The following is a 26,536-nucleotide window of genomic DNA, read 5'->3' as shown; positions in this document are numbered from 1 at the left end:
ACAGGCGTCAGGGCGAGGGAGGTGGTCGTTTAGCGGGGCGCCGGGCGGATCATGGCGCTGCCTGGCCGCGCGGGGACACGCACGGCGTCTCACTACGGGGATCAGGCCAAGGCATTCCTGAAGGCGTTCATCCAACCGGCGGTCCCGTTTTACATTTCGGGGTCTGGATCTTGGTAATCAGTGATCCGCATTTGCGACGCTGTTGTTGTACTGCAACAATTGTCTGGTAGCGCCGGTCCACCACCCTTCCCAACACAGCCTAATCGCCATGTTCCCGAACCGCACTGCCCACGGCCGTACTCCGTCCGTGCATCCCCTCGTTGTCGCGCTCGCCGCCCTGCTGCCATTGACGGCCGCAGCCCAGGACGCCCCCGCCACCAAGGATCCGGTGGCACTCGACACCCTGCAGGTCACGGCCCAGCGCCGCGTCGAAAACGCCAAGGACGTGCCGGTCTCGATCTCGGCCATCCAGGGTGAAAAGCTCGACGTGCTTGGTTCGGCCGGCGACGACATCCGCTTCCTGTCGGCCCGCGTGCCGAGCCTGAACATTGAATCGTCCTATGGTCGTGCCTTCCCGCGCTTCTACATCCGCGGCCTGGGCAACACCGATTTCGATCTTAATGCCTCGCAGCCGGTGTCGCTGGTGTATGACGATGTGGTGCAGGAAAGCCCGCTGCTGAAGGGCTTCCCGCTGTTCGACCTGGCCGGCGTGGAAGTACTGCGCGGCCCGCAGGGCACGCTGTTCGGGCGCAACACGCCGGCCGGCGTCGTGAAGTTCGATTCGGCGCGCCCGTCGCAGGACGCCGATGGTTACGTCAAAGTTTCCTACGGCACCTATGACACCTGGAACACCCAGGCTGCCTACGGTGGCCCGCTGACCGACCGTTGGTCCGCGCGCGTGTCGGCCCTGTACCAGCGCCGCGACAACTACGTGGACAACACCCGCCCGAACGCACCGGCCGAAGGCTTTGAAGGCTACGACGAAGCCGCCGGCCGCGTGCAGTTCCTGTACGAAGGCGACGAATTCGAAGCGCTGTTCAACCTGCACAAGCGCAAGCTCAACGGCACCGCGCGCCTGTTCCGCGCCAACATCATCCAGCCGGGCAGCAACGCGCTGGTGGAAAACTTCGACCGCGACAAGGTCTCCAACGACGGCGAGAACTTCTCCGAGCTGGAGACCTGGGGCGGCAGCGCGCGCCTGCAGTGGAACCTGGGCAGCGTGACGCTGCACTCGATCACCGGGTATGAAACCGCCGAATCGCTCAATCATGGCGACATCGACGGCGGCTACGGCGCCAGCTTCCTCGGCGCGGGCAACTACGGCCCGGGCTTCATTCCGTTCCCGTCCGAATCGGCCGACGGCCTGCCGCACCACCGCCAGTGGACCCAGGAATTCCGCGTGGAATCCAACGAGTGGGGCCGCTTCGACTGGCAGGCGGGCGTGTTCTACTTCGATGAAGACGTCACCATCGACAGCTTCAACTACGATTCGCTGACCCCGGGCAACCCGCAGACCGGCCATGCCGTGCAGAGCCAGCGCAACAAGGCGTGGGCAGCGTTCGCGTCCGGCGATTTCGACGTGACCGACAAGTTCAAGCTGCGCGGCGGCGTGCGCTACACGCAGGACAAGAAGGACTTCACCGCCAGCGTGCTGCAGGCGGTGCCGGGTGGCACGCCGGTGAGCGGTCCGTACATCGCCAACACCGATGTCGACGATGTCAGCTGGGACCTGAGCGGTGTCTATCAGATCACCGACAACCTCAACACCTACGCCCGCGTGGCCAAGGGCTTCCGCGCGCCGTCCATCCAGGGCCGCCTGGCCTTCGGTGGCGTCTCGCAGGCCGACTCGGAGAAGGTGATTTCGTATGAAGTGGGCGTCAAGGCCGACCTGTTCGACCGCCGCGCGCGCCTGGGCTTCAACATCTTCCGCTACAACGTCGATGGCCAGCAGCTGATCGCGGTGGGCGGCAGCAACAACACCGCCACCCTGCTCAATGCCGACAAGACCATCGGCCAGGGCGCGGAGCTGGACTTCGAAGCCTACCTGACCGACCACGTGCTGCTGACCCTGGGCAGCAGCTACAACGACACCGAGATCAAGGACCGCGACCTGGCGGTGGCGATCTGCGGCGGCGGCTGCACCATCACCGACCCGACCACCGTGATCAATGGTGGCACCTACGCGCTGGTCAACGGCAACCCGTTGCCGCAGGCGCCGAAGTGGATCCACAACCTGACGCTGCGCGCCGGCTTCCCGATCAACGATGCCAGCGAGCTTTACGTCTACACCGACTGGGCCTACCGCAGCCCGGTGAACTTCTTCCTGTACGAGTCGCCGGAATTCCGCAGCCGCTCGTCGCTGGAAGGCGGCCTGCGCCTGGGCTACAACTGGGATTACGGCCAGTACGACGTGGCCGTGTTTGGTCGCAACCTGACCAACCAGACCCGCGTGGTGGGTGCGATCGACTTCAACAACCTGACCGGCTTCCTCAACGAACCGCGTACGTTTGGCGTGGAGTTCACGGCGAAGTTCTGATCGGGGTGCGCAGCAGGTAGACGAAAACGGCGCGGAGCAATCCGCGCCGTTTTTTTTGACCGTCGAGCACAAACCGGTAACGCCGACGGTGGCGCCGACGGTAACGACGACGGCAACGCGGACGGTAACGCCGACGTTAACTCCGACGTTAACTCCGACGGTAGTGCCGACTGTTAGTCGGCAGCTCTCCCTTCCGAGGTCATGAACGCCGGACGGGTGGCTTCGGCCGGGCGTAAACGTCGGTGCCGCTTCCACAATGGCAGTCATTCGACTTCGGATGCTTGCGCCGCGCTGCGCGCGGTCGCCGACTAACAGTCGGCGCTACGAATTGCTGGCGAACGCCCGTGGATCTGGATACGTCGCGAATTGCTGGCGAACGTCCGTGGATCAGGATACGTCGCGAATTGCTGGCGAACGCGATCAGATCCGGATGCGTCACCATCGGGCGACCCAACGTCACAGCGCGCTGGCGGGTCGCACCTTCAGTACCGTTTCCTCGGCCGCGCAATCGCGGCTGACGGTTGCGCCTGCCTTTCGGGCTGCGGCGATTTCCTTTCGGGCGGCCAGCAGGTCGCGGTTGAACTCGGCGTTGTCGTGCAGCCTCGCCACCGCCGCCGCGCCCATGAAGCGCCCTTCGAGAATGTCGCTCTGCCAGTGCACGTTGCACACCAGGCGGCTTTCACCGTAGTTGCGGCCGCGGGCCTGGATGGCGTCGGCGCGCTCGGGGACGACTTCCGACAGGATCAGCGCCCACGCCCAGCCGATGGAGGTGTGGCCGGACGGGTAGGAGCCATTTTTGCGCAGGCCTTCTTCATCCTCCGGCGTGCAGGTCGGTTCGCCATTGACCATGAACGGGCGCGCGCGCTGGTAGTGGTGCTTGGCGGCGCGGGTGGCGGCGCTGGCATCGATGCGGCTGCGCTCGAGCAGGCGGTACAGCGCGGGGGTCTTCTGCGCATCCACGTCCAGCCCGATCGCGCAGGCGAACTGGTTCGCGCCCTCGGGGAAGCTCAGTTCGGCATCGCGGTGGGCCTGCGCGAAACGCGGGGTCTCGCGCAGGGCGCGCGCCTCCCGGCTGACCTGCTCGTCCAGCGCGAACCCGGCCGAGCCGGCCGCCGGCGGGGCCGGCACCAGCGCCAGGCTGTCCGGCACTGCGTCGGGCGCCAGGTAGCCCACCGCCTTGGTCACCACCGAGGCCTCCACCGGCGTGGTCGGCGCGGCCACCGTGGTACAGCCGGCCAGGGCCGCAATCAGGGCGGTGGCCAGCAGGGGGCGCAGGAACGGGGCGGAAGCGGCAGCGTGCATCGGCAGGTCTCAAAAGCGTGAAGCGCGCATGATCGCAGCTTCCCAGGCCCCTGCCAGCGGCCACTGGTCATGCCGCCAGACCCGGCATGGCGCCGTGAAGGGCCGCGTTGGGAGTCGTTTCAAATGATAGGAATCCTCTACTGGTTCACGGAAACCGATTCGCAGGCGGAATAGCTTCTGTCGGCAATCAGGGGGATCACCGGGAAAGGGAGTCACAGGATGCAAAGCACTGCAGTGGGGAAGGGCGCGGCCCTGGCCCTGGGAATGATGCTGGCCTGCGCCAGCGCGCACGCCGCCGACGTGGTGGGCGTGGCGTTCGTGCACGGCACCGGCAAGCAGACCGATGCGCGCGCCGATTACTGGCAGCCGGGCATCATCGACACGGTACGCCAGGGCCTGCCCAACAGCGCCAATTACACCGTAGTCAACTGCGATTTCGAGCAGTACATGTGGAAGCCTGAAGCGGCCGGTTGCCTGGCCGGGCAGCTCACCACCTTCATCAACACCCGTGGCATCACCAGGCTGGTGGTGATCACCCATTCCAACGGCGGCAACGTGGTGCGTTGGATCCTGTCCAACCCCACCTACGACAGCCGCTACCCGAAGCTTATCCAGACCATCAGCAAGGTCACCGCGCTGGCGCCCTCGTCGGCCGGCACGCCGCTGGCCGACGCGGTGCTCAACGGCAACGCCTTCGAAGCGTCGGTCGGCTGGCTGCTGGGTTACCAGAACGATGCGGTGCGCATGCAGCAGGTGGGCTGGATGGCCACCTACAACGCGCAGAACCTGTACGGCACTTCCGGTCGCCCGGCGCTGCCCAAGCCGTTCCGCGCGGTGGTGGGTTCGGATGTGGAATCGGCGGTGTGGGACAGCAACAGCTACTGCGGTGGCTATGCGCAGAACGTGGGGCTGGAGCTCACCCAGAACTGGCTCGACAGCTGTTCCGATGGCTTCCTGGAATGCAGCAGCCAGAAGGCGGCCGGCAGCGTGCTGTTCACCGACAAGGCGCGCACCAACGGCGCCGAGCCGCTCAGCCACAACCAGAGCCGGCGCGAATGCTTCGGCCTGGGCGCGATCCTGCGCAACGACCTGACTCTCTGAGGAGCACGCCATGACGTCACGATTGATGCTTGCCATGGCCGTCGCCTCGGCGCTGTTCGCGCTGCCGCTGCACGCCGCCCAACCGCTGCAGGCCGCGCGCGGCACCGACCAGGTGGCCCCACGCGTGGAACGCGCGCCGATGCCCGATGCCACGGTGGAACGCGCCCCCGTGCGCTTTGCCTGGGCGCTGGACCCGACCCGGGCGCTGAGCGCGCCGGCCCCGTTCGTTGCACTGAGCCGCAGCTACTGGGACACCGTGGATGCGGCCACGCTGCAGCGCGGCCTGGAGCTGCCGCTCACCGCGCCGGATGCGGTGATCCAGGTCAGCCCGGTGCAGGGCGCCCGCGCGCTGGAGGTGGAGCAGCTGCAGGTGCGCGACCCCTCCGGTGCGTTGGCGCTGGACAAGCTGGTCGATGCCCAGCAGCTGCGCGCCGCAGGCATGGGCGTGGGCGAGGGCAGCGCGATGGCGCGCACCGGCGCCAGCACGGCGGTGGGCACCTATCGCCTGCAGGCCGCGCAGGCCCAGGGCCGCTACGTGGTGCAGGTGCTGGAGCCCAACAGCCCGATCGCGCTGACCCTGCAGGCCGACCGCCAGCAGGTGCTGGCCGGTGGCAGCGTGCTGTTGAACGCACGCCTGCAGCACGACGGTGGCAACGCGGCGCGGGCGGCGGGACGCTCGGCAGCGCGCACGCTGCCGGCGGGCGGCGAAGCACTGCTGGTGGCACCGGACGGGCGCAGCTGGCCGGTGCCGCTGGTGGCCGGCAAGGACGGCCTGCGCGCGCAGGTGACCATTCCCGAGGATGTGGGGCAGGCACAGGGGCTGTGGGAACTGCAGGCCTTCGTGACCGCGCAGGGCGTGCAGCGCGACGCCAAGGTGGCGTTCGCCGTCGCCCGGCCGACGGCGCGCTTCAGCGGCCAGGTCGAGGTGGATGCCGCCCGGCGCCAGGTGCGGCTGCCGCTGCAGATCGGCGCGCCGGGCCGTTACGAGGCGCGCGGCACGCTGCACGCCACCGGACCCGACGGCAGGCTGCACCCGGTGGCGCAGGCGCATAGCGCGGCGTGGTTCGATGCGGCCGGTGCCGGCGAACTGCTGCTGGCGTTCGACACGGTGGCATTACCGGGTGGCTACGGCGCCCCCTTCGAACTGCGTGACCTGCAGTTGCAGGACCAGGGCCGGATGGCCCCGATCGAAAGCCGCGCAGTAGCGGTGCGGTTCTGATGGAGGCCGGGGGCGGCAACGCCGCCCCCGGCTGTCACCCCGCGAAGGCGGTCAAGCGGCCCTCGTGCTCGACGACCTGGATCGGCCCGCCGAATACCTCCGACAGCGGCCCATCCTGCAGCAATTCCGCCCGTGTGCCATCGGCCGCGATCCGGCCGCCGCGCAGCAGCACCACGCGTTCGATTTCCGGAATCACTTCTTCGATGTGGTGGGTCACCAGCACCAGGGTGATGCCCTGCGCGGCCAGCGTGCGCATGGTGGCGATCAGGTGCTGGCGCGCCACCAGGTCCAGCCCGGTGGACGGCTCGTCCAGCAGCAGCGCCTGCGGCCGGTTCACCAGCGCACGGGCGATCAGCACGCGCCGGGTTTCACCGGCGGACAATTCGGCATAGCCCCGGTGCAGCAATGGCAACGCCCCGGTCAGTGCCAGCGTCTCGCGCACCCGCGCGCGCATGTCGTCGGTGACCTCGCGGAACGCGGGCACCACGAAGCTGGCGAAGAACCCCGACAGCACCGCTTCTTCCACGGTCAGCCCGGGCATGTCGGCCAGGTTGCTGCTCAGGTCACCGGTGACGATGCCCAGCTGCGAGCGCAGCCGGTCCACCTGCCAGCGGTTCTGCCCGAGCACGCGCACGGCGACGGTGCCGTCCGCGTGCGCCAGCGGGTACAGCTCACGGGTGATGAGCTTGATGAAGGAGGATTTGCCGCAGCCATTGGGGCCGAGCAGCGCGGTGTGCTGGCCCTGGGCGATGCGCAGGCTCAGGTCATGCAGCACGCGGACCTGCCCCCGGATCACACAGGCGCGGTCGAGTTCGATCAGGGGGGCGGCGGCGGCGATGGCCGGCGGTGGGGTGGCAACGGTCATGAATGCGGGGGCAATGCTCACGAAGGGGGAAAACAACTGAATGACTGCGCAAAAATCGCATCAGACGGATGAAGTTTGCAACGTCTGGCCCCATGATGGACCCACCTGTCACCGTTTCCCTGCTGGCCATCACGGCCCGGAGTCCTGCGATGCTCGATACCCTCATCAACTTCCTGACCGGCGGTGTCGTCGGCCTTGGCTGGTGGGGCATGGGCCTGGTGCTGCTGGTGTTCACCCAGCTCACCATCTTTGCCGTCACGCTCTACCTGCATCGCAGCCAGGCGCACCGCGGCGTCGATTTCCACCCGGTCATCGCGCACTTCTTCCGCTTCTGGACTTGGCTCACCACCTCCATGATCACCAAGGAGTGGGTGGCCATCCACCGCAAGCACCACGCCAAGGTGGAAACCGACGAAGACCCGCACAGCCCGGTGACCAAGGGCATCGGCACGGTGTTCTGGCGCGGCGTGGAGCTGTACCGCGAAGCCCGTGGCATGCGCGCGGACATCGAACAGTACGGCCGCGGCGCCCCGGAAGACTGGATCGAGCGCCACCTGTACACCCCGCACGCCAACCTGGGCCCGGTGGCCCTGTTGGCGGTGAACCTGCTGCTGTTCGGCCTGCCCGGCGTGGCCCTGTGGGCGATCCAGATGGCGTGGATTCCGTTCTGGGCCGCCGGCGTGGTCAACGGCCTGGGCCACTGGTGGGGCTACCGCAACTTCGAGTCGGCCGATACCTCCACCAACCTCACCCCGTGGGCGTTCTGGATCGGCGGCGAAGAGCTGCACAACAACCACCATGCCTTCCCCAGCTCGGCCCGCTTCTCGATGCGCCGCTGGGAGTTCGATATCGGCTGGGCGGCGATCCGTGGCCTGCAGGCCGTGGGCCTGGCCAAGGTGCTGCGCGTGGCGCCCAGCATGGACGTGCGCCCGAACATCGCCGTGCCCGATGCCGAAACCCTGAAGGCCCTGCTCTCGCACCGCTTCCAGGCCATGACCGATTACCAGCGCAATGTGTTCGTGCCGGCCCTGCGCGAAGAAGCCGCGTTTGCCGGTGCCAAGCTGCGCAAGCTGCTGCCGCGCCGCATGCGCCGGGGCCTGGTCAACGACGGCCGCTGGCTCAAGCCCGATTGCCGCGCCGAACTCAGCAGCTGGGTCGAACAGCGCCCGCGCATCCGCGTGCTGGTGGAACACCGCGCGCGCCTGGCCGCCCTGCTGGAAGCCCGTGGCAACGATGCCGCCGAACGCCTGAAGCTGCTCCAGGCCTGGTGCCATGAAGCCGAGGCCAGTGGCATCGCCACGCTGCAGAACTACGCCGCGCGCCTGAAAGGCTACGCGCTGACGGCGCACTGACCGGTGCGGCCTGGCCCTCGCACCACCGGAAAGCGCCGCCTTGTGCGGCGTTTTTCCTGCGCGTCCCTGTTGCTGCTCGCCGCCGCCGCGCAGGCCCAGGTCACCGACACCGGCAGTTACCTGCAACGCATGGATGCTGATGGCGACGGCAAGGTCAGCGTCGAGGAGTATGTGCAATGGATGATGTACGCCTTCGACCGCATGGACCGCAACGCCGACGGCGTGCTCGGCGCCGATGAACTGCCCGGCGGCAAAGGCAGGCCGATCACCCGCGAGCAGCAACGGCAGACGATCATCGAACGCTTCCACAAGCAGGACGCCAACGGTGACGGCTTCCTGAGCGCGAAAGAACTCGCCGCCCCACCCCGATGACACCGCGCACCCGCCTGCCATTCCCCCATGCCTGAACTTCCCGAAGTAGAAACCACCCGCCGCGGCCTGGCCCCGCATTTGGAAGGCCGCCGCGTGCACGGCGTGATCCTGCGCCGGCCGGACCTGCGTTGGCCGATTCCCGACGAAATCAGCGCGCTGCTGCCAGGCCAGGCGATTGAAGGCGTGCGCCGCCGCGCCAAGTACCTGCTGCTCGACACCGCCATCGGCAGCGCAGTGCTGCACCTGGGCATGTCCGGCAGCCTGCGTGTACTCCCGGGGGATACCCCGGTCCGCGCGCACGACCACGTGGACATCAGCCTGGACAACGGCCGCCTGCTGCGCTTCAACGACCCGCGCCGCTTCGGCAGCCTGCTCTGGCAGCCGGCGGGGGAAATCCATGAGCTGCTGGCCACGCTGGGCCCGGAACCGCTGGATGACGCGTTCGACGGCGACTACCTGTTCCAGCGCAGCCGGGGCCGGAAGGCGCCGGTGAAAACCTTCCTGATGGACCAGGCCATCGTGGTGGGGGTGGGGAACATCTACGCCGCCGAAAGCCTGTTCATGGCCGGGATCAACCCGCTGCGCGAGGCGGGGAAGATCTCGCGTGAGCGCTACCAGCGCCTGGCCACGGCGGTGAAGCAGATCCTGGCCTATGCCATCACCCGTGGCGGCACCACCCTGCGCGATTTCATCAACCCCGACGGTGCCCCGGGCTATTTCGAGCAGGAACTGCTGGTCTACGGCCGTGAAGGCGAACCCTGCCGACAGTGCGGGCGCGCCCTGCGCCACGCCACCATTGGCCAGCGCGCCAGCGTCTGGTGCGGCCACTGCCAGCGCTGAACTGTCCTACGCATCTGCAGGAAGCGGCGCTATAGTCGGCCAAACGTCACCGGCGGGGGTGTGCGATGGACGAAAGCCCGGATATCACCGTATGGCTGGATTCGGCCCGGTCGGGCGACCGTGCCTCGCTGGACCGGGTGCTCACCCTGCTCTACCAGGAACTGCACAGCATGGCCCGGCGCCAGCTGGCCGGGCAGCAGGGGCGCACCCTGGATGCCACCTCGCTGGTCCACGAGTCCTACCTGAAGCTGCTGGGCGCGCGCGGCGCGGCGCGCTTTGAAGACCGCGCGCACTTCTTCGCCTATGCCGCCTCGGCCATGCGCAGCGTGGTCGTGGATTACGCGCGCAACCGGCTGGCACGCAAGCGCGGTGGCGATCTCAAGCGCGTGGCGGAAATTCCGGAAAACAGCAGCAGCGGCGTGCGCCTGGATGAAGACCTGCTGGCGCTGGATGTGGCGCTGGCGCGGTTGCAGGCGGTGGACGGGCACCTGGCCAAGGTGGTGGAACTGCGCTACTTCGCGGGGTTGTCGGAACAGGAAATCGCCGATCTGTGCCAGCGCTCGGAGCGCAGCATCCGGCGCGATTGGCAGAAGGCACGGATGTTCCTGCTGGCGTCGGTCCGCGAGGACTGAGCACGGCGGCAGTCGGGTTCCCGCGCGAGGGCGCGGGCGGATGTGCACGGTGGCAACACAGCGCCCGGGGAAGGGACGATGGACGCAGTGCGCTGGCGGCAGCTGTCGACGCTGCTGGATCAGTTGCTGGAACTACCCCACGACCAGCGCGCCGCACGCCTGGCGCAGCTGCGCGCGGCCGATGCGACGCTGGCCGACGACCTGGAGCGGCTGCTGGAGCACGAGCAGGAAAGCCAGGAATTCCTGGCCCAACCGCTGTGGACCGCCGCACCGGAAGACAGCCGCGCCGGCACCCACATCGGTCCGTATCGGTTGCTGCGACAGCTGGGCGAAGGCGGCATGGGCGAAGTGTGGCTGGCCGAGCGGGCCGACGGGCTGTACCAGCGCCAGGTAGCGCTGAAGCTGCTGCGCAGCGGCTACGCCGACCCCGGCCTGCGCCAGCGTTTCAGCCGCGAACGCGAGATCCTGGCGCGCCTGCAGCACCCGCACCTGGCGCAGCTGCTCGACGCCGGCGTGGACCTTCAGGGCCAGCCCTACCTGGCGCTGGCCTACGTGGAAGGCGAGCCGATCACCGATTACTGCCAGCGCCTGCAGCTGCCGCTGGAACGCCGCCTGCAGCTGATGCTGCAGGTGTGCGCGGTGGTCAGCCACGCACACGCCAACCTGATCGTGCACCGGGACCTGAAGCCGTCCAACATCCTGGTCACCGCCGCAGGCGAAGTGAAGCTGCTGGATTTCGGCATCGCCAAGCTGCTGGACGACGAGCAGGCGCGCACCAACGCCGCGCACCCGCCCACCGAAGCGCGCGCCTTCACCCTGCATTACGCCGCACCGGAACAGGTACGCGGCGAACCGGTGACCACGCTGACCGATGTGTATTCGCTGGGCGTGGTGCTGTTCGAGGTGATCACCGGGCGCAAACCTTACCGCCTGCGCCGGCACAGCGATGCCGAATGGGAGCGCTCGATCCTGGAAGTGGATGCGCCGCGCGCCTCCAGCATGCTGTTGCGCGGCGACATCACCGATGCGGCGGCTACGCCGGCGGCGCGGCGCCTGGCCCGACGCCTGCGCGGTGACCTGGATACGATCCTGCTCAAGGCGCTGCAGAAGGACCCTGCGCAGCGCTATGCCTCGGTGGAAGCGTTGGCGCAGGACCTGCAGCGCTTCCTGGAGGGCCGCCCGATCCACGCGCGCCCGCAGCGTTCGCTGTACCGGCTGCGCAAGTACCTGGGGCGGCACCGCTGGGGCGTGGCGCTGGCTGCGGTGGCGATCCTGGCACTGGCGGTGCTCGCGGCACTGGCGGTGTGGCAGATGCAGCAGGCGCGGCGTGAGATCGCGCGTGCGCAGGCCATGCAGGATTTCACCATCGGCCTGTTCGACCGCGCCGCCAGCGTGCGCCACGGCAGCTTCGATGTGCGCCAACTGCTGGCCACCGGGCAGCAGCGCGGCGAGGCGGAGCTGGCCGACCAGCCATTGCCGCTGGCCGACCTGGAAGGGGTGATCGGCCGGCTGCGGATCGGCATGGGCGATTACGCGCTGGCGCTGGAAACGCTGGATCGGCAGCGCGCGCTGCTGGACCAGGTCAAGCAGGTGCCGCCCGGGCTGCAGCTGGAAGCGGTCACCCAGCGCGGCCGCGCGCTGCGCATGCTGGGCCGCTCGCGCGAGTGCGTGGCGCACATGACGCCGATGCAGGCGCTGGCGGCCGAGCAGCGTCAGGCGCTGCCGTCGGTGGTGGCCGAGTTCCACGCCCAGCTGGGCCGCTGCCAGCAGCTGCTGGGCTACCGCGATGAAGCCCGCGAAGGGTTCGAGCGTGCGCTGGCACTGCGCCGCGACATCACCCACGACGCCACCGGAATGGCCGAGAGCCTGTCCGACCTGGCCGCACTGGAGAGTGACGACGGCAGCGCACAGGCTGCGCTGACCGGCTACCGCCAGGCCCTGCAGCTGCTGCAGGCGCGCACCACCGACCGCCACCCGCAGCTGGTCACCCTGCGCCGCCACCTGGGCGAAATGATGGCCGCGCAGGGCGATCTGGACGGTGCCGACCGCAGCCTGCGCGCGGCGTGGACCGACGCGGTCAGCCTGTACGGCAATGACCATCCCGAAACGCTGACGATCCGCCGCCTGCGCGCGACCCTGGCCCTGCAGCGCGGCGATCTGGCCGAGGCCGAGGCCGCCCTGCAGCAGGTGCACCGGCTGACCCGCCAGGCGCTGGGCGAGCAGCACCGCGACACTGGCCAGACCTGGCATGCGCTCGGCCGCTCGGCGCTGGAGCGCGGCGACAACGCGGCGGCGGTGGAGGCATTCGGCCGCGCGGTGGCGATCTGGCGCCAGCCCGACTGCATCGGGCTGCTGCCGCAGGGCTTGTACGACTATGGCAACGCGCTGGCCGAGGTCGGCCGCTGGCAGGATGCGCTGGCCGCCTTCCACGAGGGCCGCCAGTGGCAGGCAGCGCAGCGCGGCGACGACGATCCGGAGGTGCAGCGGGGCGACCGCCGCATGGCCGAGATCATCGGCGAGCATGTCGACCCCTGGCAGGCCGGCGAGCGCCTGGCAAAACTGATGCGGCAATCCGCGCGGGGTGGCCCGGAGGCCCGCCTGCAGCTGCAGGCGGTACAGCTGGCGTGGGGACGCAACCTGCTCCGCATGGACCAACCGGTGGAAGCACAGCGCGCGCTGCAGCCGCTGACCGAGGGCGGGGCGATGGATCCGCGCAGCGTCAACCTGCGCTGGCTGGCACGGACCGCGCTGGGCCAGCTGGACTGCACGCGGGCGCCGGCACGGGGGCGCGAGGCACTGGTGCGGCTGCAGGCAGAAGTACGCGCGCAGCGGCCGCAGGGCGGCCGCATTCCCCGGCAGATCGAGCAGGCGCTGCAGGCCTGTGGCAGCAAGCGCCTGCAGGCGCGCACCATCCAGCCTGAACGCAGGCCCGGCGCCACGGCGGCGAATTAACGTTCACGTGCCTATGATGGCCGACCCTTTCCTGCCCATCGCTGCCTGCATGCAACGACGCGACTTCATCCGCAACGCCTCCCTGGCCCTGGCCGCCATTGGTTTTCCCGCGCTGCCGGCCTGCGCCGCGCAGGGCAGCCAGGTAGGCCTGCGCCGGCTGGGCCAGCCGCAGCCGTTCGATTTCGCCACCCTCAAGGGCCAGGCACGCGCGCTGTCCGAGGCGGCTTACAAGAGTCATCGCCGGACCCTGCCGGGGCCGCTGGAGGCGCTGGACTGGGACCAGTACCAGTCGATCCGCTACCGCCAGGACCACGCGTTGTGGGCTGACCAGCCCGGCCGCTTCCAGGCCAAGTTCTTCCACCTGGGCCTGTATTTCCATTCGCCGGTGCGCATGTTCGACATCGTCGACGGCAAGGCGCAGGAACTGGCCTATGACCCGGCCGCGTTCGATTACGGCAAGAGCGGCCTGAAGAACGGCCACCTGCCGGCCGACCTGGGCTTTGCCGGGTTCCGGCTCAATACCCGCGCCGACACCGACCGCGATTTCGCCGCCTTCCTGGGCGCCAGCTACTTCCGGGCGGTAGGCAAGGAAGGCCAGTACGGCCAGTCCGCCCGTGGCCTGGCGATCGACACCGGCATGGACCGCCCGGAGGAATTCCCCGATTTCATTGCCTACTTCCTGGAACAGCCGGCCGCCGACTCCAACACGCTGGTGGTGTACGCGCTGCTGGATTCGCCCAGCGTGGCCGGTGCCTACCGCTTCGCCATCACCAACGGCGATGTGCTGCTGATGGACGTGGACGTGGCGCTGTACCCGCGCAAGGCCATCGAACGGCTGGGCATCGCGCCGTGCACCAGCATGTACCAGGTGGGCGAGAACGACCGCCGGATGGCCTGGGACTGGCGCCCGGAGATCCACGACACCGACGGCCTGTCGATGTGGAACGGCGCTGGCGAGTGGATCTGGCGCCCGCTGTCCAACCCGCGCCAGCTGCGCTTCAACATGTTCGTGGACAACAACCCGAAGGGCTTTGGCCTGCTGCAGCGCGACCGCAGCTTCGACCACTACCAGGATGATGGCGTGTTCTACGAGAAGCGCCCTTGCCTGTGGGTGGAACCGAAGGGTCAGTGGGGCAGGGGCTCGGTCCAGCTGGTGGAAATTCCCACCGTGGACGAGACCTTCGACAACATCGTGGCGTTCTGGAACCCTGAAGCCAAGCCGCAGCCGGGCCAGGAAATGCTGCTGGGCTACCGCCTGTACTGGGGCGCCGAGCCGCCCGCGCGGCCGCCGCTGGCGCAGGCCGTGGCCACCCGCACCGGCCTGGGCGGGGTGATCGGCAAGAAGCGCGAGTATTTCTCGTGGCGCTTTGCCGTGGACTTCCAGGGCGGCGAACTGGCCGCGCTGATCGACAAGGGCGAAGTGGAAGCGGTGGTGCAGGCCAGCCGCGGCCGCACCGAGATCGTCTCGGCGCGCCCGCTGCGCGAGATCAAGGGTTACCGCGCCATGTTCGACCTGGTGCCGCCCGATGACAGCACCGACCAGATCGACATCCGCCTGTACCTGCGCAGCGGTGGCAAGACCCTGACGGAAACCTGGCTGTACCAGTACAGCCCGCCGCCGGCGGGGGCGCCGGAGCGTACGTTGTATTGAGAAGGTGTACCGACCAACGGTCGGTACCTACCGGCACGTCTACAAGGGTAGCCGTGCCTGGGCGGGGTCGATCCTGCCTTCGCCGCGCGTGATCTTCTTGAACTCCGCGCGGCTGACCGAGACGTAGCGTTCGTTGCCACCGATCTCCACCTGCGGGCCGTCCTGCACCGCGTGGCCGTGTTCGTCCACACGCACGGTCATGGTGGCCTTCTTGCCGCTGTGGCAGATGGTCTTGATCTCCTGCATCTCGTCGGCCCACGCCAGCAGGTACTGGCTGCCCTCGAACAGCTCGCCGCGGAAATCGGTGCGCAGCCCGTAGCACAGCACCGGAATGCGCAGCTGGTCGACCACTTCGCTGAGCTGCCAGACCTGGCTGCGGCTGAGGAACTGTGCCTCGTCCACCAGCACGCAGCCCAACGGCCCGTCGCTGGCGATGTCGGCGCGGATCAGCTGCTCCAGGTCGGTATCGCGGTCGAAGGCAATGCCATCGGCCTTCAGGCCGATCCGCGAAGCCACCACGCCACGCCCCGCACGGTCGTCCAGGCGCGGGGTGAGGATGGCCACGCGCATGCCGCGCTCGCGGTAGTTGTGCGCCGACTGCAGCAGCGTGGTGGTCTTGCCGGCGTTCATCGCCGAATAGTAGAAATAGAGCTTGGCCATCGGCCAATTCTAGACGGCGCGCTACCTCCCGTCGCCCTCTCCGCCGTGGACGGTTTCCGGCCGCCCCACGTCGATCTGCTGCTGGCGCAGCGGGGCCATCCAGTAGGTGTCGTGCAGACACCAGTACAGCTCGGGCTTCCAGTACTCCGGGTCGTAGTAGTCCGCACCGGACTGAACCTCGCCCGCCGTGGCGCCGGTGTGCTGTACAACCTGCAGGCCGCTGTGCACGTGCCCGACCCGGCTGCCGGTGATCTTCGACAACCTTCCGCGCATGGCGCTTTCCAGCCGCGGCTTGGCGACCTGGTCGCCGTACTGGGCGAACACGTCCTGCCTGCGCTGCAGCGCCCGCTCGCGCTGCCCCGCGTCCAGCTCGGCCCACCAGGCGTCGCGCAGGCGCACGAAGTCGTGATAGCCGCGCTCGGCGGCCAGGTCCATCCACGCGTACGCCAGCTCCGGATCGGCCGGCACCCCACTGCCCTCGCGGTACATGATCGCCACCCGCAGCTGCGAGTACTTGTCGGCGTACTCGGCGGCCTTGCGGAACCGCGACAACGCGCGTGGCAGGTTGCCCTTGTCGAACTCCTTCAGCCCATAACGGCGCCAGCGCAGATCCGGATGGCCATCCAGGAAGCCATCGGTCATCAGCGAGGCGGGAATGGTCCGGGGGACCTGCCGCGCACAGCCAGGGGTGCTTGCGCCAGCGACCCCGGTGGCCAGCCAGAGGGCCGCGCCGACCGCGCTGCCAGCCATCCAATGCATGAATCCATTCATGTGATTGCTCCGATCCGATCGCTCTCTGGATATCCCACCGCCCGGCGCAGGTCAAGCCAGGTCCGGTGGCCCGCCGCCCGTTACAATGCGGCACCCACGGAGAAGGCATGCACGGTCTCAATCCCCCCCAACGCGCGGCAGTGCTGCACTGCGAAGGTCCCCTGCTGGTACTGGCCGGCGCGGGCAGCGGCAAGACGCGCGTGATCGTGGAAAAGATCGCCCAGCTGATCAGCACCCGCCGTTACCCGGCCAAGCGCATCGCGGCGATCACCTTCACCAACAAGTCCGCCAAGGAAATGCGCGAGCGCGTGGCCAAGCGCCTGCAGGGCGGCGACGCCGAAGACGTCACCATCTGCACCTTCCATGCGCTGGGCCTCAAGTTCCTGCAGATCGAACATGCCGCGGTAGGCCTCAAGCGCGGCTTCTCGATCTTCGACGCCGACGATTCCACCTCGCAGGTGAAAGACCTGATGTACGGCGCCAAGCCGGACGACATCGAGGACGTGAAGAACCTCATCTCGCGTGCAAAGAACGCCGGACTGTCGCCCGAGCAGGCGATGGCCGAAGCGCGCAGCAACCGCGAGAAGGAAGCGGCCAGCGTCTACGAGCGCTACCAGCTGCGCCTGACCGCGTTCAACGCAGTCGATTTCGACGACCTGATCCGGCTGCCGGTGCAGGTGCTGGAGGAGAACCCGGAGATCGCGCTGGCCTGGCGCGAACGCATCGGCTACCTGCTGGTCGACGAATGCCAGGACACCAACGATGCGCAGTACCGGCTGCTCAAGCAGCTGGCCGGCACTGCCGGCAACTTCACCTGCGTGGGCGACGATGACCAGTCCATCTACGCCTGGCGCGGGGCCAACCCGGAAAACCTGCAGCAGATGGCGCGCGATTACCCGGCGCTGGAAATCATCAAGCTTGAGCAGAATTACCGTTGCTCCAATCGCGTGCTGCGCGCGGCCAACGCGCTGATCGCAAACAACCCGCACGAACACCTGAAGAAGCTGTGGAGCGACCAGGCCGACGGCGAACGCATCCGCGTGTGGGAGTGCCGCAACAGCGAACACGAGGCGGAGAAGGTCGCCGCCGAGATCTCCTACCTGGCCACCTCCAAGCAGATTCCGTGGAGCGACTTCTGCATCCTGTTCCGCGGCAACTTCCAGTCGCGGCCGCTGGAAAAGGCGCTGCAGCTGGTGCGCGCGCCGTACCACATCACCGGCGGCACCGCGTTCCTGGAACGCCAGGAAGTGAAGGACACGCTGTCGTGGCTGCGCCTGCTGGTGAACCCCGATGACGATACGGCGTTCATGCGCGCGGTGCAGTCGCCCAAGCGTGAGGTGGGCGCCGGTACGCTGGCCAAGCTGGCCGAGCTGGCCTCGGACAAGGAGCTGCCAATGGCGCATGCGGCCGAGGCGATCGGCGCGCTGGCGCAGCTGCCGCCGCGCGCCGCCAACAGCCTGAGCCGCTTCACCGACATCCTGCGCGACCTGCGTGCGGAGATGCCGAAGCTGAGCTCGGGCGACCTCGTGCGGAAGCTGGTGAAGGATTCGGGGCTGGTCTCCGAACTGCGCAGTACCTGCAAGGAAGAATCGGTGTACCAGCGCCGGCTGGCCAACCTCGAGGAACTGGCGCAGTGGTTCGAAGGCGGCCCGCGTGGCGCCACCACCGCCGACCTGGCCGCGCAGCTGGCGTTGCTGTCGCGCAACGACAAGGACGATGGTGGCAACCAGGTGCGCATGATGACCCTGCACGCGTCCAAGGGCCTGGAATTCCCGTATGTGTTCATCGTCGGCTGCGAGGATGGCGTGCTGCCGCACCAGGTGAGCCTGGACGAAGGCAACCTGCAGGAAGAGCGCCGGCTGCTGTACGTGGGCATCACCCGCGCCAAGGTGCAGCTGTGGATGAGCCACAGCAAGCTGACCCGCAAGTTCGGCGAGCATGTGCGGCTCAAGCCGAGCCGTTTCTTCGACGAGATCCCGGCCGAGGAAATGCAGCGCGACGGTGCCGACCCGGTGGCCGATGCGGCGCGCAAGAAGGAGCGCGCCAGCGCCGGCCTGGCGGCGATCGAGGCCTTGTTCGACTGACGTTGTAGAGCCGACTGTCAGTCGGCTGCCGTTCGCGCGGCGCCTGCAGAAGGCAGCCGACAGAAGGCAGCCGACTAACAGTCGGCTCTACCCACGTGTTGCGGCAGCCTGCACAATCGGCCAATTCCTGCCAGCGAGCGACGCGATGTCCGCCGTGATCCAGACCGAACGCCTGCACCTGCGCCTGATCGATCCCGACCATGATGCGGCGGACATGCTGGCGCTGCTCAACGAGCCGGGCTTCATCCGGCATATCGCCGACCGTGGCGTGCGCACCCTGGCGCAGGCGCGCGATTACACCGCCGAACGCGTGCTCGGCAGCTACACGCTCAACGGGTTCGGCATGTACGCCATCATCCGCCGCAGCGATGGCGCGTGGCTGGGCAACGCCGGGCTGGTGCGCCGCGATGGGCTGCCCGCGCCGGACGTGGGCTATGCGCTGCTGTCGCAGTACGAAGGCCATGGCTACGCGTTCGAGGCCGCACGCGGGGTGATGCATTACGCGCGCGACGTGCTCGGCTACCCGGACCTCTACGGCATCGTCGCCCCGGAGAACCTGCGCTCGGCCGCGCTGCTGCGCAAGCTGGGCATGGAAGACCGTGGCGATGTGCGCCTGCCGGCGCCGCGCGATGAAGAAGTGCTGCTGCTGTTCGCCACGCCCGGCGCGCCGGCGGTCTAGCCGCCCAGCTGGGCGCGCAACTCGGCCAACTGTTCCTGCAGTGCGGCCACCGTGGTTTCCAGCTCCTGCACGCGGGCTTCCAGCGCGGCATTGCCGCCGCCGCTGGAGGGTGCGGATTTGTACTGCTCGGCCAACGCCTGCACATCCACCGGGCCGGCCAGCAGGTGCATGTAACGGTCTTCGCGCTGGCCGCCCGCGCGCGGCAGCAGCACGGCCAAGCCGCGCTGGATCATGCGCTCCACGTGGTGGCGCAGTTCGTCGGCGTCCTGGAACTGGAACAGGCGCTCGCTGCGGGTCAGCAGCTCGTTCACCGTCTGCGGGCCGCGCAGCAGCAGCAGGCCCAGGATGGCCAGCTGCTGCCGGGTCAGGTCCAGCGCGCTGCCGGCGCGGTGCTCGTAGCGCTCGGCACGCGAGGAGAACTGCTGGCGGGCCAGGCCCAGGGTTTCCAGCTGGCGCAGGGCGTGGTGCACATCGCCGGCCGACAGCTGCAGCACCGGCTCGCGGGCGGTCTTCTGGTTGGCGGCCACCTGGGTGGCGTTGACCGTGAGCGGGTAGGCGTCCGGGGTGGTCGCTTCCTTCTCGATCAGGCAGCCCAGGGCACGGGCCTGGGCCGCGTTGAGCACGGGCAGGGCAGGGGTCTGGGTGTCGTCGGTCATCTCGCGCTCCGGGTGTTTCTGGGCCGTGCAGCATAGCCGAGCCCTGCGGCCGGCATGAACCGCGGCGGCCAAGCCGGTAAACTGGCGCCACTCAGTACTGGTGATTGCCATGCGTCGTACCGCTGTTTCCCTGTCCGTGCTTGCCTGCGCCGTGATGGCGCTGGGGGCGTGCAAGCGCACCGAAACCCCCGCCGAAGCTGCTGCCCCGGCCCCTGCTGCCGCCGCTGCCGCGCCTGCCGCGAAGGGCGATGCCGCCGTGGCCGCCAACGACAACCTCAACGCCGTGCTGTGGATGCAGCGTTCGCAGGAATACCGGGCGATCACCGAGCAGACCTACCGCGCCGCTGCCGACCACCTGGACAAGGCGCTCAAGGAAGCCAACTGGGATGCGCTGGTGCCTGAAGAGCGCGGCAACGCCGCCAAGGGCCTGAAGCCGGCCGTGGTGCTGGACGTGGACGAAACCGTGCTGGACAACTCGCCCTACCAGGCGCGCCTGGTGCGCGACGGCGGCGAGTACGACGAACTGAGCTGGGACCAGTGGGTGGCCGAGAAGAAGGCCAAGGCCATTCCGGGCGTGGTCGATTTCGCCAAGGCGGCCAACGCCAAGGGCGTGACCCTGCTGTACATCTCCAACCGCGCCGTGCACCTCAAGGAGGCCACCCTGGCCAACCTGCGTGCCGAAGGGCTGCCAGTGGCCGATGACAGCGTGTTCCTGGGCCTGGGCACGGTGGTGAAGGACTGCGAGCAGGCCGGCAGCGAAAAGAACTGCCGCCGCCGCCTGGCCGGGCAGAACTACCGCGTGCTGATGCAGTTCGGCGACCAGCTGGGCGACTTCGTGGAAGTGACCGCCAACACCAACGACGGCCGCGACGCGCTGCTGCAGCAGTACCACGACTGGTTCGGCGAGCGCTGGTGGATGCTGCCCAACCCGACCTACGGCGGCTTCGAACCGGCCCAGTTCAACAACGACTACAGCCAGTCGCGCCAGGCCCGCCATGACGCCAAGCGGGCTGCGCTGGACTACGCGCCGTGAACCGCGCCCCGCTGCCGCTGCGCGATGACGAACGCCTGATCTTCGCGCTCGATGTGCCGGGCCGCGAGGATGCGCTGGCCTGGGTGGACCGGCTGGGCGATGCGGTCTCCTTCTACAAGATCGGCATGGAGCTGCTGGCCTCGGGCGAGTACTTCGAAGTGCTCGATGCGCTGGCCGCGCGCGACAAGCGCGTGTTCGTCGACCTGAAGTTCTTCGACATCCCGGCCACCGCTGCGGCGGTGATCCGTCGGCTGTCGCAGTGGCCGGTGAGCTACGCCACCATCCATGGTTGGCACCCGGCGATGATGGAGGCCTGCGCGGCGGCCAACAGCAGCGACATGCGCCTGCTGGCGGTGACCGTGCTGACCTCGATGGGGCGTGAGGACCTGCGTGGCATGGGCATCGACCGCGAGCCGGTCGACGTGGTGGTGGAACGTGCGCTGGCCGCGCAGGCCGCCGGCATCGACGGCGTGATCGCCTCGGGCCAGGAAGCCGGCCCGATCCGCGCCGCCACCGGCGCCGGGTTCTCGATCGTGTGCCCGGGCATCCGCCCCGGTGGCCCGGTGGGCGATGACCAGAAGCGCACCGTGGGCGTGGCCCAGGCGTTCGCCGACGGCGCCGATGCCATCGTGGTCGGTCGCCCGATCCGCTTGGCGGCCGATCCGCGCGCGGCTGCGCGGGCGATCCAGGACGAGATCAGCGCCGCTCGTCGCTGACTGGTGTAGGGGTTGCACGCACCGGGATGGAACTGCATCCCGGTGCCAGGTAGCGCCTGTTCGCAGAAATGGATCCATCAATCGTTGGCGCCGCTGAAACGCGACCGACCACGCAGTTGTTCCGACTTCTTTGCCGTCGAATCGACCCGGCACACGCCCCGGCGCTGTGCCTCTCGTTTCCACTTTTCCGCAAAGGAGTTGCTGCATGCGTATCTGTTCCCGGCCGGCCTGGATGTTCGGCCTGATCCTTTCTGCTGTTTCGGTTCCCGCGCTGGCCCAGCCCGGGCCGGACACCGTGCCCCACATCATCGGCGGGGGCGACGCCGAACCCGGCCAGTACCCGTTCATGGCCAGCCTGCAGCGGCTGGGACGCGGCGATTCGGACCACGCCCGCCACAACTGCGGTGCCACCTTGATCTCGCCCTCCTGGGTGCTCACCGCCGCGCACTGTGTTGACGGGCTGCCGCCGGCGCAGCTGGCGGTGCTGGTCGGGGAGACCACGCTGAAGACCACGCCGCGCCGCCGTGCCTCCAACGTCAAGGCCATCCACGTCCACCCGGCCTACGACGAAGGCAACCTGCTCAACGACGTGGCGCTGATCCAGCTCAAGCGGCCGGTGCCCAAGGCCGAGCCGGCCGAGCTGTTGCTGGGCCGGGACAGTGCCTACCTGCGGCCCGGGCGCGCCTTCACGGTGATCGGCTGGGGGGTGACCGACTTCCCCGGGGAGCAGGATCTGCCGACCACCCTGCAGACAGTGCAGACCCCGTTCGTGACCTTCGACGCGTGCCAGCAGGCCTACCCGGATCTGCAGGCCGGCGCGGTGATCTGCGCCGGCGCCGAGGGCATCGACAGCTGCAGCGGCGACTCCGGCGGGCCGCTGCTGGTGCGCCGCAAGGGCGCCTGGACGGTGCTGGGCACGGTCAGCTGGGGCGAGGGCTGCGCGCTGCCGGATCGCCCTGGGGTGTACGCGCGGTTATCGCAGGGCTATGTGCGCGATTTCATCCAGGCCACCTGGATGCGTGACTGATATACAGTAGAAACAACGGGTTGCGCCCATCCTGCCGGCACGGCGGGCAGGATGGGTTGCCGCTGTGGGGGCGCAGGCCGCAAGATGCGGACCGGTCCGGGGAAGTCCGAATTCATGTCCATGCCGTTGATGACAGGGCGCTACCGACCCTGGGTGATGTTGCTGTCGTTGTGCGGGCTGCTGCTGGTGGGGGCGTGCAAGCGCGACACGATCGACCCGGATGCACCGGCCGCCGAGCCGGTGGCCGCGTTGCAGCAGATCGCCCGCCAGCTGGCCGACAACGACCTGGTGGGCTACGCCCGCGCCTCGGTGCCGCCGGCCCAGTACACCCGCCTGCAGGCGGCCTGGGACGAGGGTCACAGCCGCTGGCCGCTGACCGACCTGCCGCTGGATGGACAGCTGCTGCCGATGCTGGCGGCGCTGTCCGCGCCGGACGCGCCCAAGCGCCTGCAGCGCTCGTTCGACACCCAGATTGCCGGCCAGGCCACCGGGGTGCGCCAGGCGGCCCATTCGATGGGGCTGTTCGGCGTGCAGTACCTGCGCAACCAGACCGACTACAGCGAGGCCGAGCGCGCCCACTACAGCCAGGTAGTGGATGTGCTGAGCCGCTGGGCGGCCGCCGCGCCGCTGACCGACAAGCAGCGCGCAAAGACCACCATCACCCTGTTGACCGCCACCGCACGCAGTGCCGGGTTGTCCACCGACGCCGAGCTGCAGGCGGCCGGCATGGAAGGCAGCCTGCGCCGGCTGGGACCGTTCGCCAAGGCGCTGAAGACCGCGCTGGCCAGTTACGGGCTGTCGCTGGACGCGGCAATGAACGACCTGCGCGGCGAACTGGTGTCGCAGGAGGGCGACACCGCCGTGCTGCGGATCCAGTACCCGCTGGCCGGCGAACAGATCGAAGCCCAGGTGCGCATGACCCGCCGCGAGGGCCACTGGTACCTGGCGCGCACCCTGGAAGAGACCGACGCACTGCTCAAGGCGGCTGACGAAGCGAAGGCCGCCATGGCCGCGCAAGCTGAACATGACGCCCAGCTGGCCGCCGAAGCAGAGGCCGCCGCGCAGGTCAAGGACGGTGCTTCTGCACCGGCTAAGCCATAATGAAGCCGATGCCGAACCAGAATCCCCTGCCTTTCCCCGGCGAAGAGCCGCCCAAGACGCCGGACGCCCCGTCCGCGTCGCCCGACATTGTGCCCGGCGCGGACGCCCCGACCGCGGGCGCGACCGACCCGGCGGCGATCGTGCCCAGCCCGGTCAGCGCGGCAGCGCGCACCTCGTTCGGGCGCCGCCCGTGGTGGGCCCGCCTGCTGGGCCGCCTGGTCGAACCGTGGCTGTCGCTGAAGATCGAACCCGAACACCCCGGCCAGTACGACGACGGCCGCCCGGTGGTCTACGTGCTGGAAGACTACGGTCTGTCCAACGCGCTGATCCTGGACAAGGCCTGCCGTGAAGCCGGGCTGCCCTCGCCGCTGGTGCCCATTGCCGGCGACCCGACCGGGCGCAGGCGGGCCTATCTGGCGCTGTCGCGGCGGAGCAGCAGCAACTCGCTGATTCCCGAACAGCGCGGCGCCAAGACCCATTCCGATTCGCTGGCCAAGGTGCTGCAGGCCCATCGTGCCCGCGGCGAGCTGGACGTGAACCTGGTGCCGGTGTCGATCTTCGTCGGCCGCGCGCCGGACAAGCAGAGCGGTTGGTTCGCGGTGCTGTTCTCGGAAAACTGGGCGCTGGTGGGCCGCTTCCGCCGCCTGCTGGCGGTGCTGCTCAACGGCCGCAGCACCATCGTGCGGTTCGCCCCGCCGATCTCGCTGCGCGCCACCGTGGACGAAGGGCTGGACCCCGAGCGCACGGTGCGCAAGCTGCAGCGCGTGCTGCGCACCCACTTCCGCCGCATCCGCGAATCGGTGATCGGGCCGGACCTGTCCACCCGTCGCCTGCTGGTGGACAAGGTGCTGGAGGCCGACACGGTGCGCGAGGCGATCGCGTCGCAGGCCAAGCGCGACAACACCAAGCCGGCCGACGCCTGGAAGAAGGCGCACGCCTACGCCTGGGAAATCGCCGCGGACTACTCCAGCCCGGTGGTGCGCTCGGCCAGCTTCATGCTCAGCCATGTGTGGAACCGCATCTACGCCGGCGTGCTGGTGCACCACCTGGACAAGTTCAAGGCCGCCGCGCCGGGCCATGAAGTGGTGTACGTGCCCAGCCACCGCAGCCACATGGATTACCTGCTGCTGTCCTACCTGTTGTACGACCGCGGCATCGTGCCGCCGCACATCGTGGCGGGCATCAACCTGAACCTGCCGGTGGTGGGCACGCTGCTGCGCAAGGGCGGTGCGTTCTTCATCCGCCGCTCGATCCGCGGCAACGCGCTGTATTCGGCGGTGCTGAGCGAATACGTGGCGCAGCTGGTGGCCGGTGGCTATTCGATCGAATACTTCGTCGAAGGCGGCCGTTCGCGTACCGGGCGCCTGTTGCAGCCCAAGGGCGGCATGATCTCGATGACGCTGCGTGCGTTCCTGCGCCAGCCGCGCAAGCCGGTGCTGTTCCAGCCGGTGTACATCGGCTATGAAAAGCTGATGGAAGGCGGCAGTTACCTGGACGAGCTGTCCGGGCGACCGAAGGAAAAGGAATCGATCTGGCAGCTGCTGTGGTCGATCCCCAAGGTGCTCAAGCAGAACTACGGCCAGGTGGTGGTGAACTTCGGCGAGCCGATCGCGCTCAACGACGTACTGGCCCGCCAGGCACCGGAGTGGGATGGCGCGCCGGTTGGCGAGGACGAGAAGCCGTCGTGGCTGTCGGGCACGGTGGACCACCTGGCCGAACGCATCCAGGTGCACATCAACGGCGCGGCCGACGTCAATCCGATCAACCTGCTGGCGCTGGCGCTGCTGTCCACGCCCAAGCATGCGATGGGCGAAGCCGACCTGATCGCGCAGATCGAGCTGTGCAAGACCCTGCTGGTGGAAATGCCGTATTCGGACCGGGTCACGGTCACGCCGCATTCGCCGGAGCGGATCATCGCGCACGCCGAGGAAATCAACGTGCTGACCCGGATCAAGCACCCGCTGGGCGATGTGCTCAGCGTCAGTGGCGATACCGCGGTGCTGCTCAGCTACTTCCGCAACAACGTCATCCACCTGTTCACCGCGTCGTCGTGGGTGGCGTGCTGCTTCCAGAACAACCGCCGCATGAGCCGCACCGGCCTGGTGCAGCTGGGCCGCACCGTGTACCCGTTCCTGCAGGCCGAGCTGTTCCTGCCGTGGACCGAAGACGAATTCGCCCAGCGCATCGAGCAGACCATCGCGGTGTTCGTGCGCGAGGGCCTGCTGCAGAACGTCAATGACGACGATGGCGGCATCCTGGCGCGCAACACCGGGCAGACCGACGAGGTGTTCCGCCTGCGTGCGATCGGCCATTCGCTGCAGCAGGCGTTCGAGCGGTATTACATCGCCATTTCGGTGCTGGTGAAGAACGGCCCGGGCACGCTGGGCGCAGCCGAGCTGGAAAGCCTGTGCCAGCAGGCCGCGCAGCGCCTGAGCCTGCTCTACGCCCCGGCCGCGCCGGAGTTCTTCGACCGCACCCTGTTCCGCGGCTTCATCCAGAAGCTGCGCGAGCTGCGCCTGGTGTGGCCGGACGAGAACAGCAAGCTGCTGTTCGACGAACGCCTGGACATGTGGGCCAAGGACGCCAAGTTCATCCTGGGCCGCGAGCTGCGCCACACCATCGAGCGGGTGAGCCCCGAAGCCGCGAAGCCAGAGGAACCGGTAACGCAGGATTGACGACCGCGTCGACAATCCTGCGTATCCCGAGGTATCCGGATTTCACCGCGTTCGCCAGCAATTCGTAGCGCCGGCCGTTGGCCGGCATGCCTTACGCCGGCTCGTCCGGAATCAACATGTCTTCCAGCTTCGCAATGCGGTCCTTGAGCTGGAGCTTGCGGCGCTTCAGGCGCTTGAACTCCAGCTCATCCTCGCCATTGGCGGCCATGCGCTGGATCTTGTCATCCAGGTCACGATGCTCCTGCCGGAGGTTGGCAAGCAGGTCGGTGATCTGTTCGGGCGTCAGGGTATCCACAGTCGTCGAGCATACAC

At 68.5% G+C, this 26,536-nt stretch carries 22 protein-coding genes; 16 read left to right on the top strand and 6 right to left on the bottom strand.

Annotated features, from left to right (window positions below):
- The first annotated feature begins 268 nt into the window (after positions 1-268).
- A complete protein-coding gene (locus QE395_RS18310) occupies positions 269-2,536 on the top strand; it encodes a TonB-dependent receptor (protein WP_306990274.1) in 2,268 nt (755 codons plus the stop codon).
- Positions 2,537-2,992: 456 nt separating this feature from the next.
- Here the strand turns inward: QE395_RS18310 and QE395_RS18305 are convergent, their stop codons facing one another.
- Positions 2,993-3,838, bottom strand: coding sequence for a phosphatase PAP2 family protein (locus QE395_RS18305; protein ID WP_306990272.1), 846 nt, complete (start codon positions 3,836-3,838; stop codon positions 2,993-2,995).
- A gap of 219 nt (positions 3,839-4,057) precedes the next feature.
- Here QE395_RS18305 and QE395_RS18300 point away from each other — a divergent pair, with 219 nt between their 5' ends.
- Both QE395_RS18300 and QE395_RS18295 read left to right on the top strand, forming a co-directional pair.
- Positions 4,058-4,939, top strand: coding sequence for a hypothetical protein (locus tag QE395_RS18300; protein WP_306990270.1), 882 nt, complete (start codon positions 4,058-4,060; stop codon positions 4,937-4,939).
- Positions 4,940-4,949: 10 nt separating this feature from the next.
- Positions 4,950-6,158, top strand: a complete 1,209-nt coding sequence (locus QE395_RS18295) for a DUF4785 family protein (protein ID WP_249833412.1) — start codon at positions 4,950-4,952, stop codon at positions 6,156-6,158.
- A 34-nt stretch (positions 6,159-6,192) separates the two neighbouring features.
- On the opposite strand, the gene QE395_RS18290 is transcribed toward QE395_RS18295, so the two are convergent.
- The gene (locus QE395_RS18290; RefSeq protein WP_095362428.1) at positions 6,193-7,023 is read right to left on the bottom strand and encodes an ATP-binding cassette domain-containing protein; all 831 of its coding nucleotides are present in this window, start codon (positions 7,021-7,023) and stop codon (positions 6,193-6,195) included.
- Between the two features lie 149 nt (positions 7,024-7,172).
- Between QE395_RS18290 and QE395_RS18285 the strand changes: the two genes are divergently transcribed.
- The 6 genes from QE395_RS18285 (at position 7,173) to QE395_RS18260 (ending at position 14,822) form a co-directional block, all read left to right on the top strand.
- A complete protein-coding gene (locus QE395_RS18285) occupies positions 7,173-8,375 on the top strand; it encodes a fatty acid desaturase (RefSeq protein ID WP_306990268.1) in 1,203 nt (400 codons plus the stop codon).
- Between the two features lie 66 nt (positions 8,376-8,441).
- Positions 8,442-8,747: a hypothetical protein gene (locus tag QE395_RS18280; RefSeq protein ID WP_255220451.1), complete on the top strand. Its 306-nt coding sequence runs from the start codon at positions 8,442-8,444 to the stop codon at positions 8,745-8,747.
- A gap of 27 nt (positions 8,748-8,774) precedes the next feature.
- The gene (mutM, locus tag QE395_RS18275; protein WP_095362429.1) at positions 8,775-9,587 is read left to right on the top strand and encodes a bifunctional DNA-formamidopyrimidine glycosylase/DNA-(apurinic or apyrimidinic site) lyase; all 813 of its coding nucleotides are present in this window, start codon (positions 8,775-8,777) and stop codon (positions 9,585-9,587) included.
- Positions 9,588-9,652: 65 nt separating this feature from the next.
- Positions 9,653-10,219 carry an ECF-type sigma factor gene (locus QE395_RS18270; RefSeq protein WP_068848134.1) on the top strand — a complete coding sequence of 189 codons (567 nt, stop codon included), beginning with the start codon at positions 9,653-9,655 and terminating at the stop codon, positions 10,217-10,219.
- 78 nt (positions 10,220-10,297) lie between these two features.
- Positions 10,298-13,171 carry a serine/threonine-protein kinase gene (locus QE395_RS18265; RefSeq protein ID WP_306990263.1) on the top strand — a complete coding sequence of 958 codons (2,874 nt, stop codon included), beginning with the start codon at positions 10,298-10,300 and terminating at the stop codon, positions 13,169-13,171.
- A gap of 49 nt (positions 13,172-13,220) precedes the next feature.
- Positions 13,221-14,822, top strand: a complete 1,602-nt coding sequence (locus tag QE395_RS18260; RefSeq protein ID WP_068854480.1) for a glucan biosynthesis protein D — start codon at positions 13,221-13,223, stop codon at positions 14,820-14,822.
- Positions 14,823-14,861: 39 nt separating this feature from the next.
- Here QE395_RS18260 and QE395_RS18255 read toward each other — a convergent pair whose 3' ends face one another.
- Together QE395_RS18255 and QE395_RS18250 are read right to left on the bottom strand one after the other, a co-directional pair.
- Positions 14,862-15,482: a thymidine kinase gene (locus tag QE395_RS18255; RefSeq protein ID WP_068848139.1), complete on the bottom strand. Its 621-nt coding sequence runs from the start codon at positions 15,480-15,482 to the stop codon at positions 14,862-14,864.
- A gap of 21 nt (positions 15,483-15,503) precedes the next feature.
- Entirely contained in the window at positions 15,504-16,253 is a 750-nt protein-coding gene (locus QE395_RS18250) for a hypothetical protein (protein ID WP_095362431.1), read from the bottom strand.
- A gap of 107 nt (positions 16,254-16,360) precedes the next feature.
- Between QE395_RS18250 and QE395_RS18245 the strand changes: the two genes are divergently transcribed.
- Both QE395_RS18245 and QE395_RS18240 read left to right on the top strand, forming a co-directional pair.
- Positions 16,361-18,337: a UvrD-helicase domain-containing protein gene (locus QE395_RS18245; protein WP_093535355.1), complete on the top strand. Its 1,977-nt coding sequence runs from the start codon at positions 16,361-16,363 to the stop codon at positions 18,335-18,337.
- A 145-nt stretch (positions 18,338-18,482) separates the two neighbouring features.
- The gene (locus QE395_RS18240) at positions 18,483-19,016 is read left to right on the top strand and encodes a GNAT family N-acetyltransferase (RefSeq protein WP_249833415.1); all 534 of its coding nucleotides are present in this window, start codon (positions 18,483-18,485) and stop codon (positions 19,014-19,016) included.
- Here the strand turns inward: QE395_RS18240 and QE395_RS18235 are convergent.
- A complete protein-coding gene (locus tag QE395_RS18235; RefSeq protein WP_095362432.1) occupies positions 19,013-19,672 on the bottom strand; it encodes a DUF480 domain-containing protein in 660 nt (219 codons plus the stop codon). The genes QE395_RS18240 and QE395_RS18235 overlap by 4 nt on opposite strands.
- Before the next feature lie 100 nt (positions 19,673-19,772).
- Here QE395_RS18235 and QE395_RS18230 point away from each other — a divergent pair, with 100 nt between their 5' ends.
- The 5 genes from QE395_RS18230 to plsB all read left to right on the top strand — a co-directional run bounded on the left by QE395_RS18230 (position 19,773) and on the right by plsB (position 26,224).
- The gene (locus QE395_RS18230) at positions 19,773-20,705 is read left to right on the top strand and encodes a 5'-nucleotidase, lipoprotein e(P4) family (protein ID WP_249833416.1); all 933 of its coding nucleotides are present in this window, start codon (positions 19,773-19,775) and stop codon (positions 20,703-20,705) included.
- Entirely contained in the window at positions 20,702-21,421 is a 720-nt protein-coding gene (gene pyrF / locus QE395_RS18225) for an orotidine-5'-phosphate decarboxylase (protein WP_306990258.1), read from the top strand. Before QE395_RS18230 ends, pyrF begins: the two co-directional genes overlap by 4 nt.
- A gap of 205 nt (positions 21,422-21,626) precedes the next feature.
- Positions 21,627-22,448: a serine protease gene (locus QE395_RS18220; RefSeq protein ID WP_306990256.1), complete on the top strand. Its 822-nt coding sequence runs from the start codon at positions 21,627-21,629 to the stop codon at positions 22,446-22,448.
- 114 nt (positions 22,449-22,562) lie between these two features.
- On the top strand, positions 22,563-23,549 hold the full coding sequence (locus tag QE395_RS18215) for a hypothetical protein (protein ID WP_306990254.1): 987 nt from the start codon (positions 22,563-22,565) through the stop codon (positions 23,547-23,549).
- On the top strand, positions 23,549-26,224 hold the full coding sequence (gene plsB / locus QE395_RS18210) for a glycerol-3-phosphate 1-O-acyltransferase PlsB (RefSeq protein ID WP_306990253.1): 2,676 nt from the start codon (positions 23,549-23,551) through the stop codon (positions 26,222-26,224). The genes QE395_RS18215 and plsB overlap by 1 nt, the downstream gene beginning before the upstream one ends.
- A gap of 91 nt (positions 26,225-26,315) precedes the next feature.
- On the opposite strand, the gene QE395_RS18205 is transcribed toward plsB, so the two are convergent.
- Entirely contained in the window at positions 26,316-26,519 is a 204-nt protein-coding gene (locus QE395_RS18205) for a DUF465 domain-containing protein (protein WP_068848155.1), read from the bottom strand.
- Between the last annotated feature and the right edge of the window lie 17 nt (positions 26,520-26,536).

Origin of the sequence: Stenotrophomonas sp. SORGH_AS_0282, from assembly GCF_030818125.1 — a bacterium.
Lineage (GTDB): Bacteria > Pseudomonadota > Gammaproteobacteria > Xanthomonadales > Xanthomonadaceae > Stenotrophomonas > Stenotrophomonas rhizophila_A.
The sequence above is the reverse complement of the archived record's forward strand: the minus strand, read 5'-3'. Positions and strand labels throughout refer to the sequence as shown.

What these genes read in the sequence shown, in the direction of transcription:
- QE395_RS18310 (WP_306990274.1), top strand. Translation starts at nt 269, where the DNA reads ATGTTCCCGAACCGCACTGCCCACGGCCGTACTCCGTCCGTGCATCCC.
- QE395_RS18305 (WP_306990272.1), bottom strand. Translation starts at nt 3,838, where the DNA reads ATGCACGCTGCCGCTTCCGCCCCGTTCCTGCGCCCCCTGCTGGCCACC.
- QE395_RS18300 (WP_306990270.1), top strand. Translation starts at nt 4,058, where the DNA reads ATGCAAAGCACTGCAGTGGGGAAGGGCGCGGCCCTGGCCCTGGGAATG.
- QE395_RS18295 (WP_249833412.1), top strand. Translation starts at nt 4,950, where the DNA reads ATGACGTCACGATTGATGCTTGCCATGGCCGTCGCCTCGGCGCTGTTC.
- QE395_RS18290 (WP_095362428.1), bottom strand. Translation starts at nt 7,023, where the DNA reads ATGACCGTTGCCACCCCACCGCCGGCCATCGCCGCCGCCGCCCCCCTG.
- QE395_RS18285 (WP_306990268.1), top strand. Translation starts at nt 7,173, where the DNA reads ATGCTCGATACCCTCATCAACTTCCTGACCGGCGGTGTCGTCGGCCTT.
- mutM (WP_095362429.1), top strand. Translation starts at nt 8,775, where the DNA reads ATGCCTGAACTTCCCGAAGTAGAAACCACCCGCCGCGGCCTGGCCCCG.
- QE395_RS18270 (WP_068848134.1), top strand. Translation starts at nt 9,653, where the DNA reads ATGGACGAAAGCCCGGATATCACCGTATGGCTGGATTCGGCCCGGTCG.
- QE395_RS18265 (WP_306990263.1), top strand. Translation starts at nt 10,298, where the DNA reads ATGGACGCAGTGCGCTGGCGGCAGCTGTCGACGCTGCTGGATCAGTTG.
- QE395_RS18260 (WP_068854480.1), top strand. Translation starts at nt 13,221, where the DNA reads ATGCAACGACGCGACTTCATCCGCAACGCCTCCCTGGCCCTGGCCGCC.
- QE395_RS18255 (WP_068848139.1), bottom strand. Translation starts at nt 15,482, where the DNA reads ATGGCCAAGCTCTATTTCTACTATTCGGCGATGAACGCCGGCAAGACC.
- QE395_RS18250 (WP_095362431.1), bottom strand. Translation starts at nt 16,253, where the DNA reads ATGAATGGATTCATGCATTGGATGGCTGGCAGCGCGGTCGGCGCGGCC.
- QE395_RS18245 (WP_093535355.1), top strand. Translation starts at nt 16,361, where the DNA reads ATGCACGGTCTCAATCCCCCCCAACGCGCGGCAGTGCTGCACTGCGAA.
- QE395_RS18240 (WP_249833415.1), top strand. Translation starts at nt 18,483, where the DNA reads ATGTCCGCCGTGATCCAGACCGAACGCCTGCACCTGCGCCTGATCGAT.
- QE395_RS18235 (WP_095362432.1), bottom strand. Translation starts at nt 19,672, where the DNA reads ATGACCGACGACACCCAGACCCCTGCCCTGCCCGTGCTCAACGCGGCC.
- QE395_RS18220 (WP_306990256.1), top strand. Translation starts at nt 21,627, where the DNA reads ATGCGTATCTGTTCCCGGCCGGCCTGGATGTTCGGCCTGATCCTTTCT.
- QE395_RS18215 (WP_306990254.1), top strand. Translation starts at nt 22,563, where the DNA reads ATGTCCATGCCGTTGATGACAGGGCGCTACCGACCCTGGGTGATGTTG.
- plsB (WP_306990253.1), top strand. Translation starts at nt 23,549, where the DNA reads ATGAAGCCGATGCCGAACCAGAATCCCCTGCCTTTCCCCGGCGAAGAG.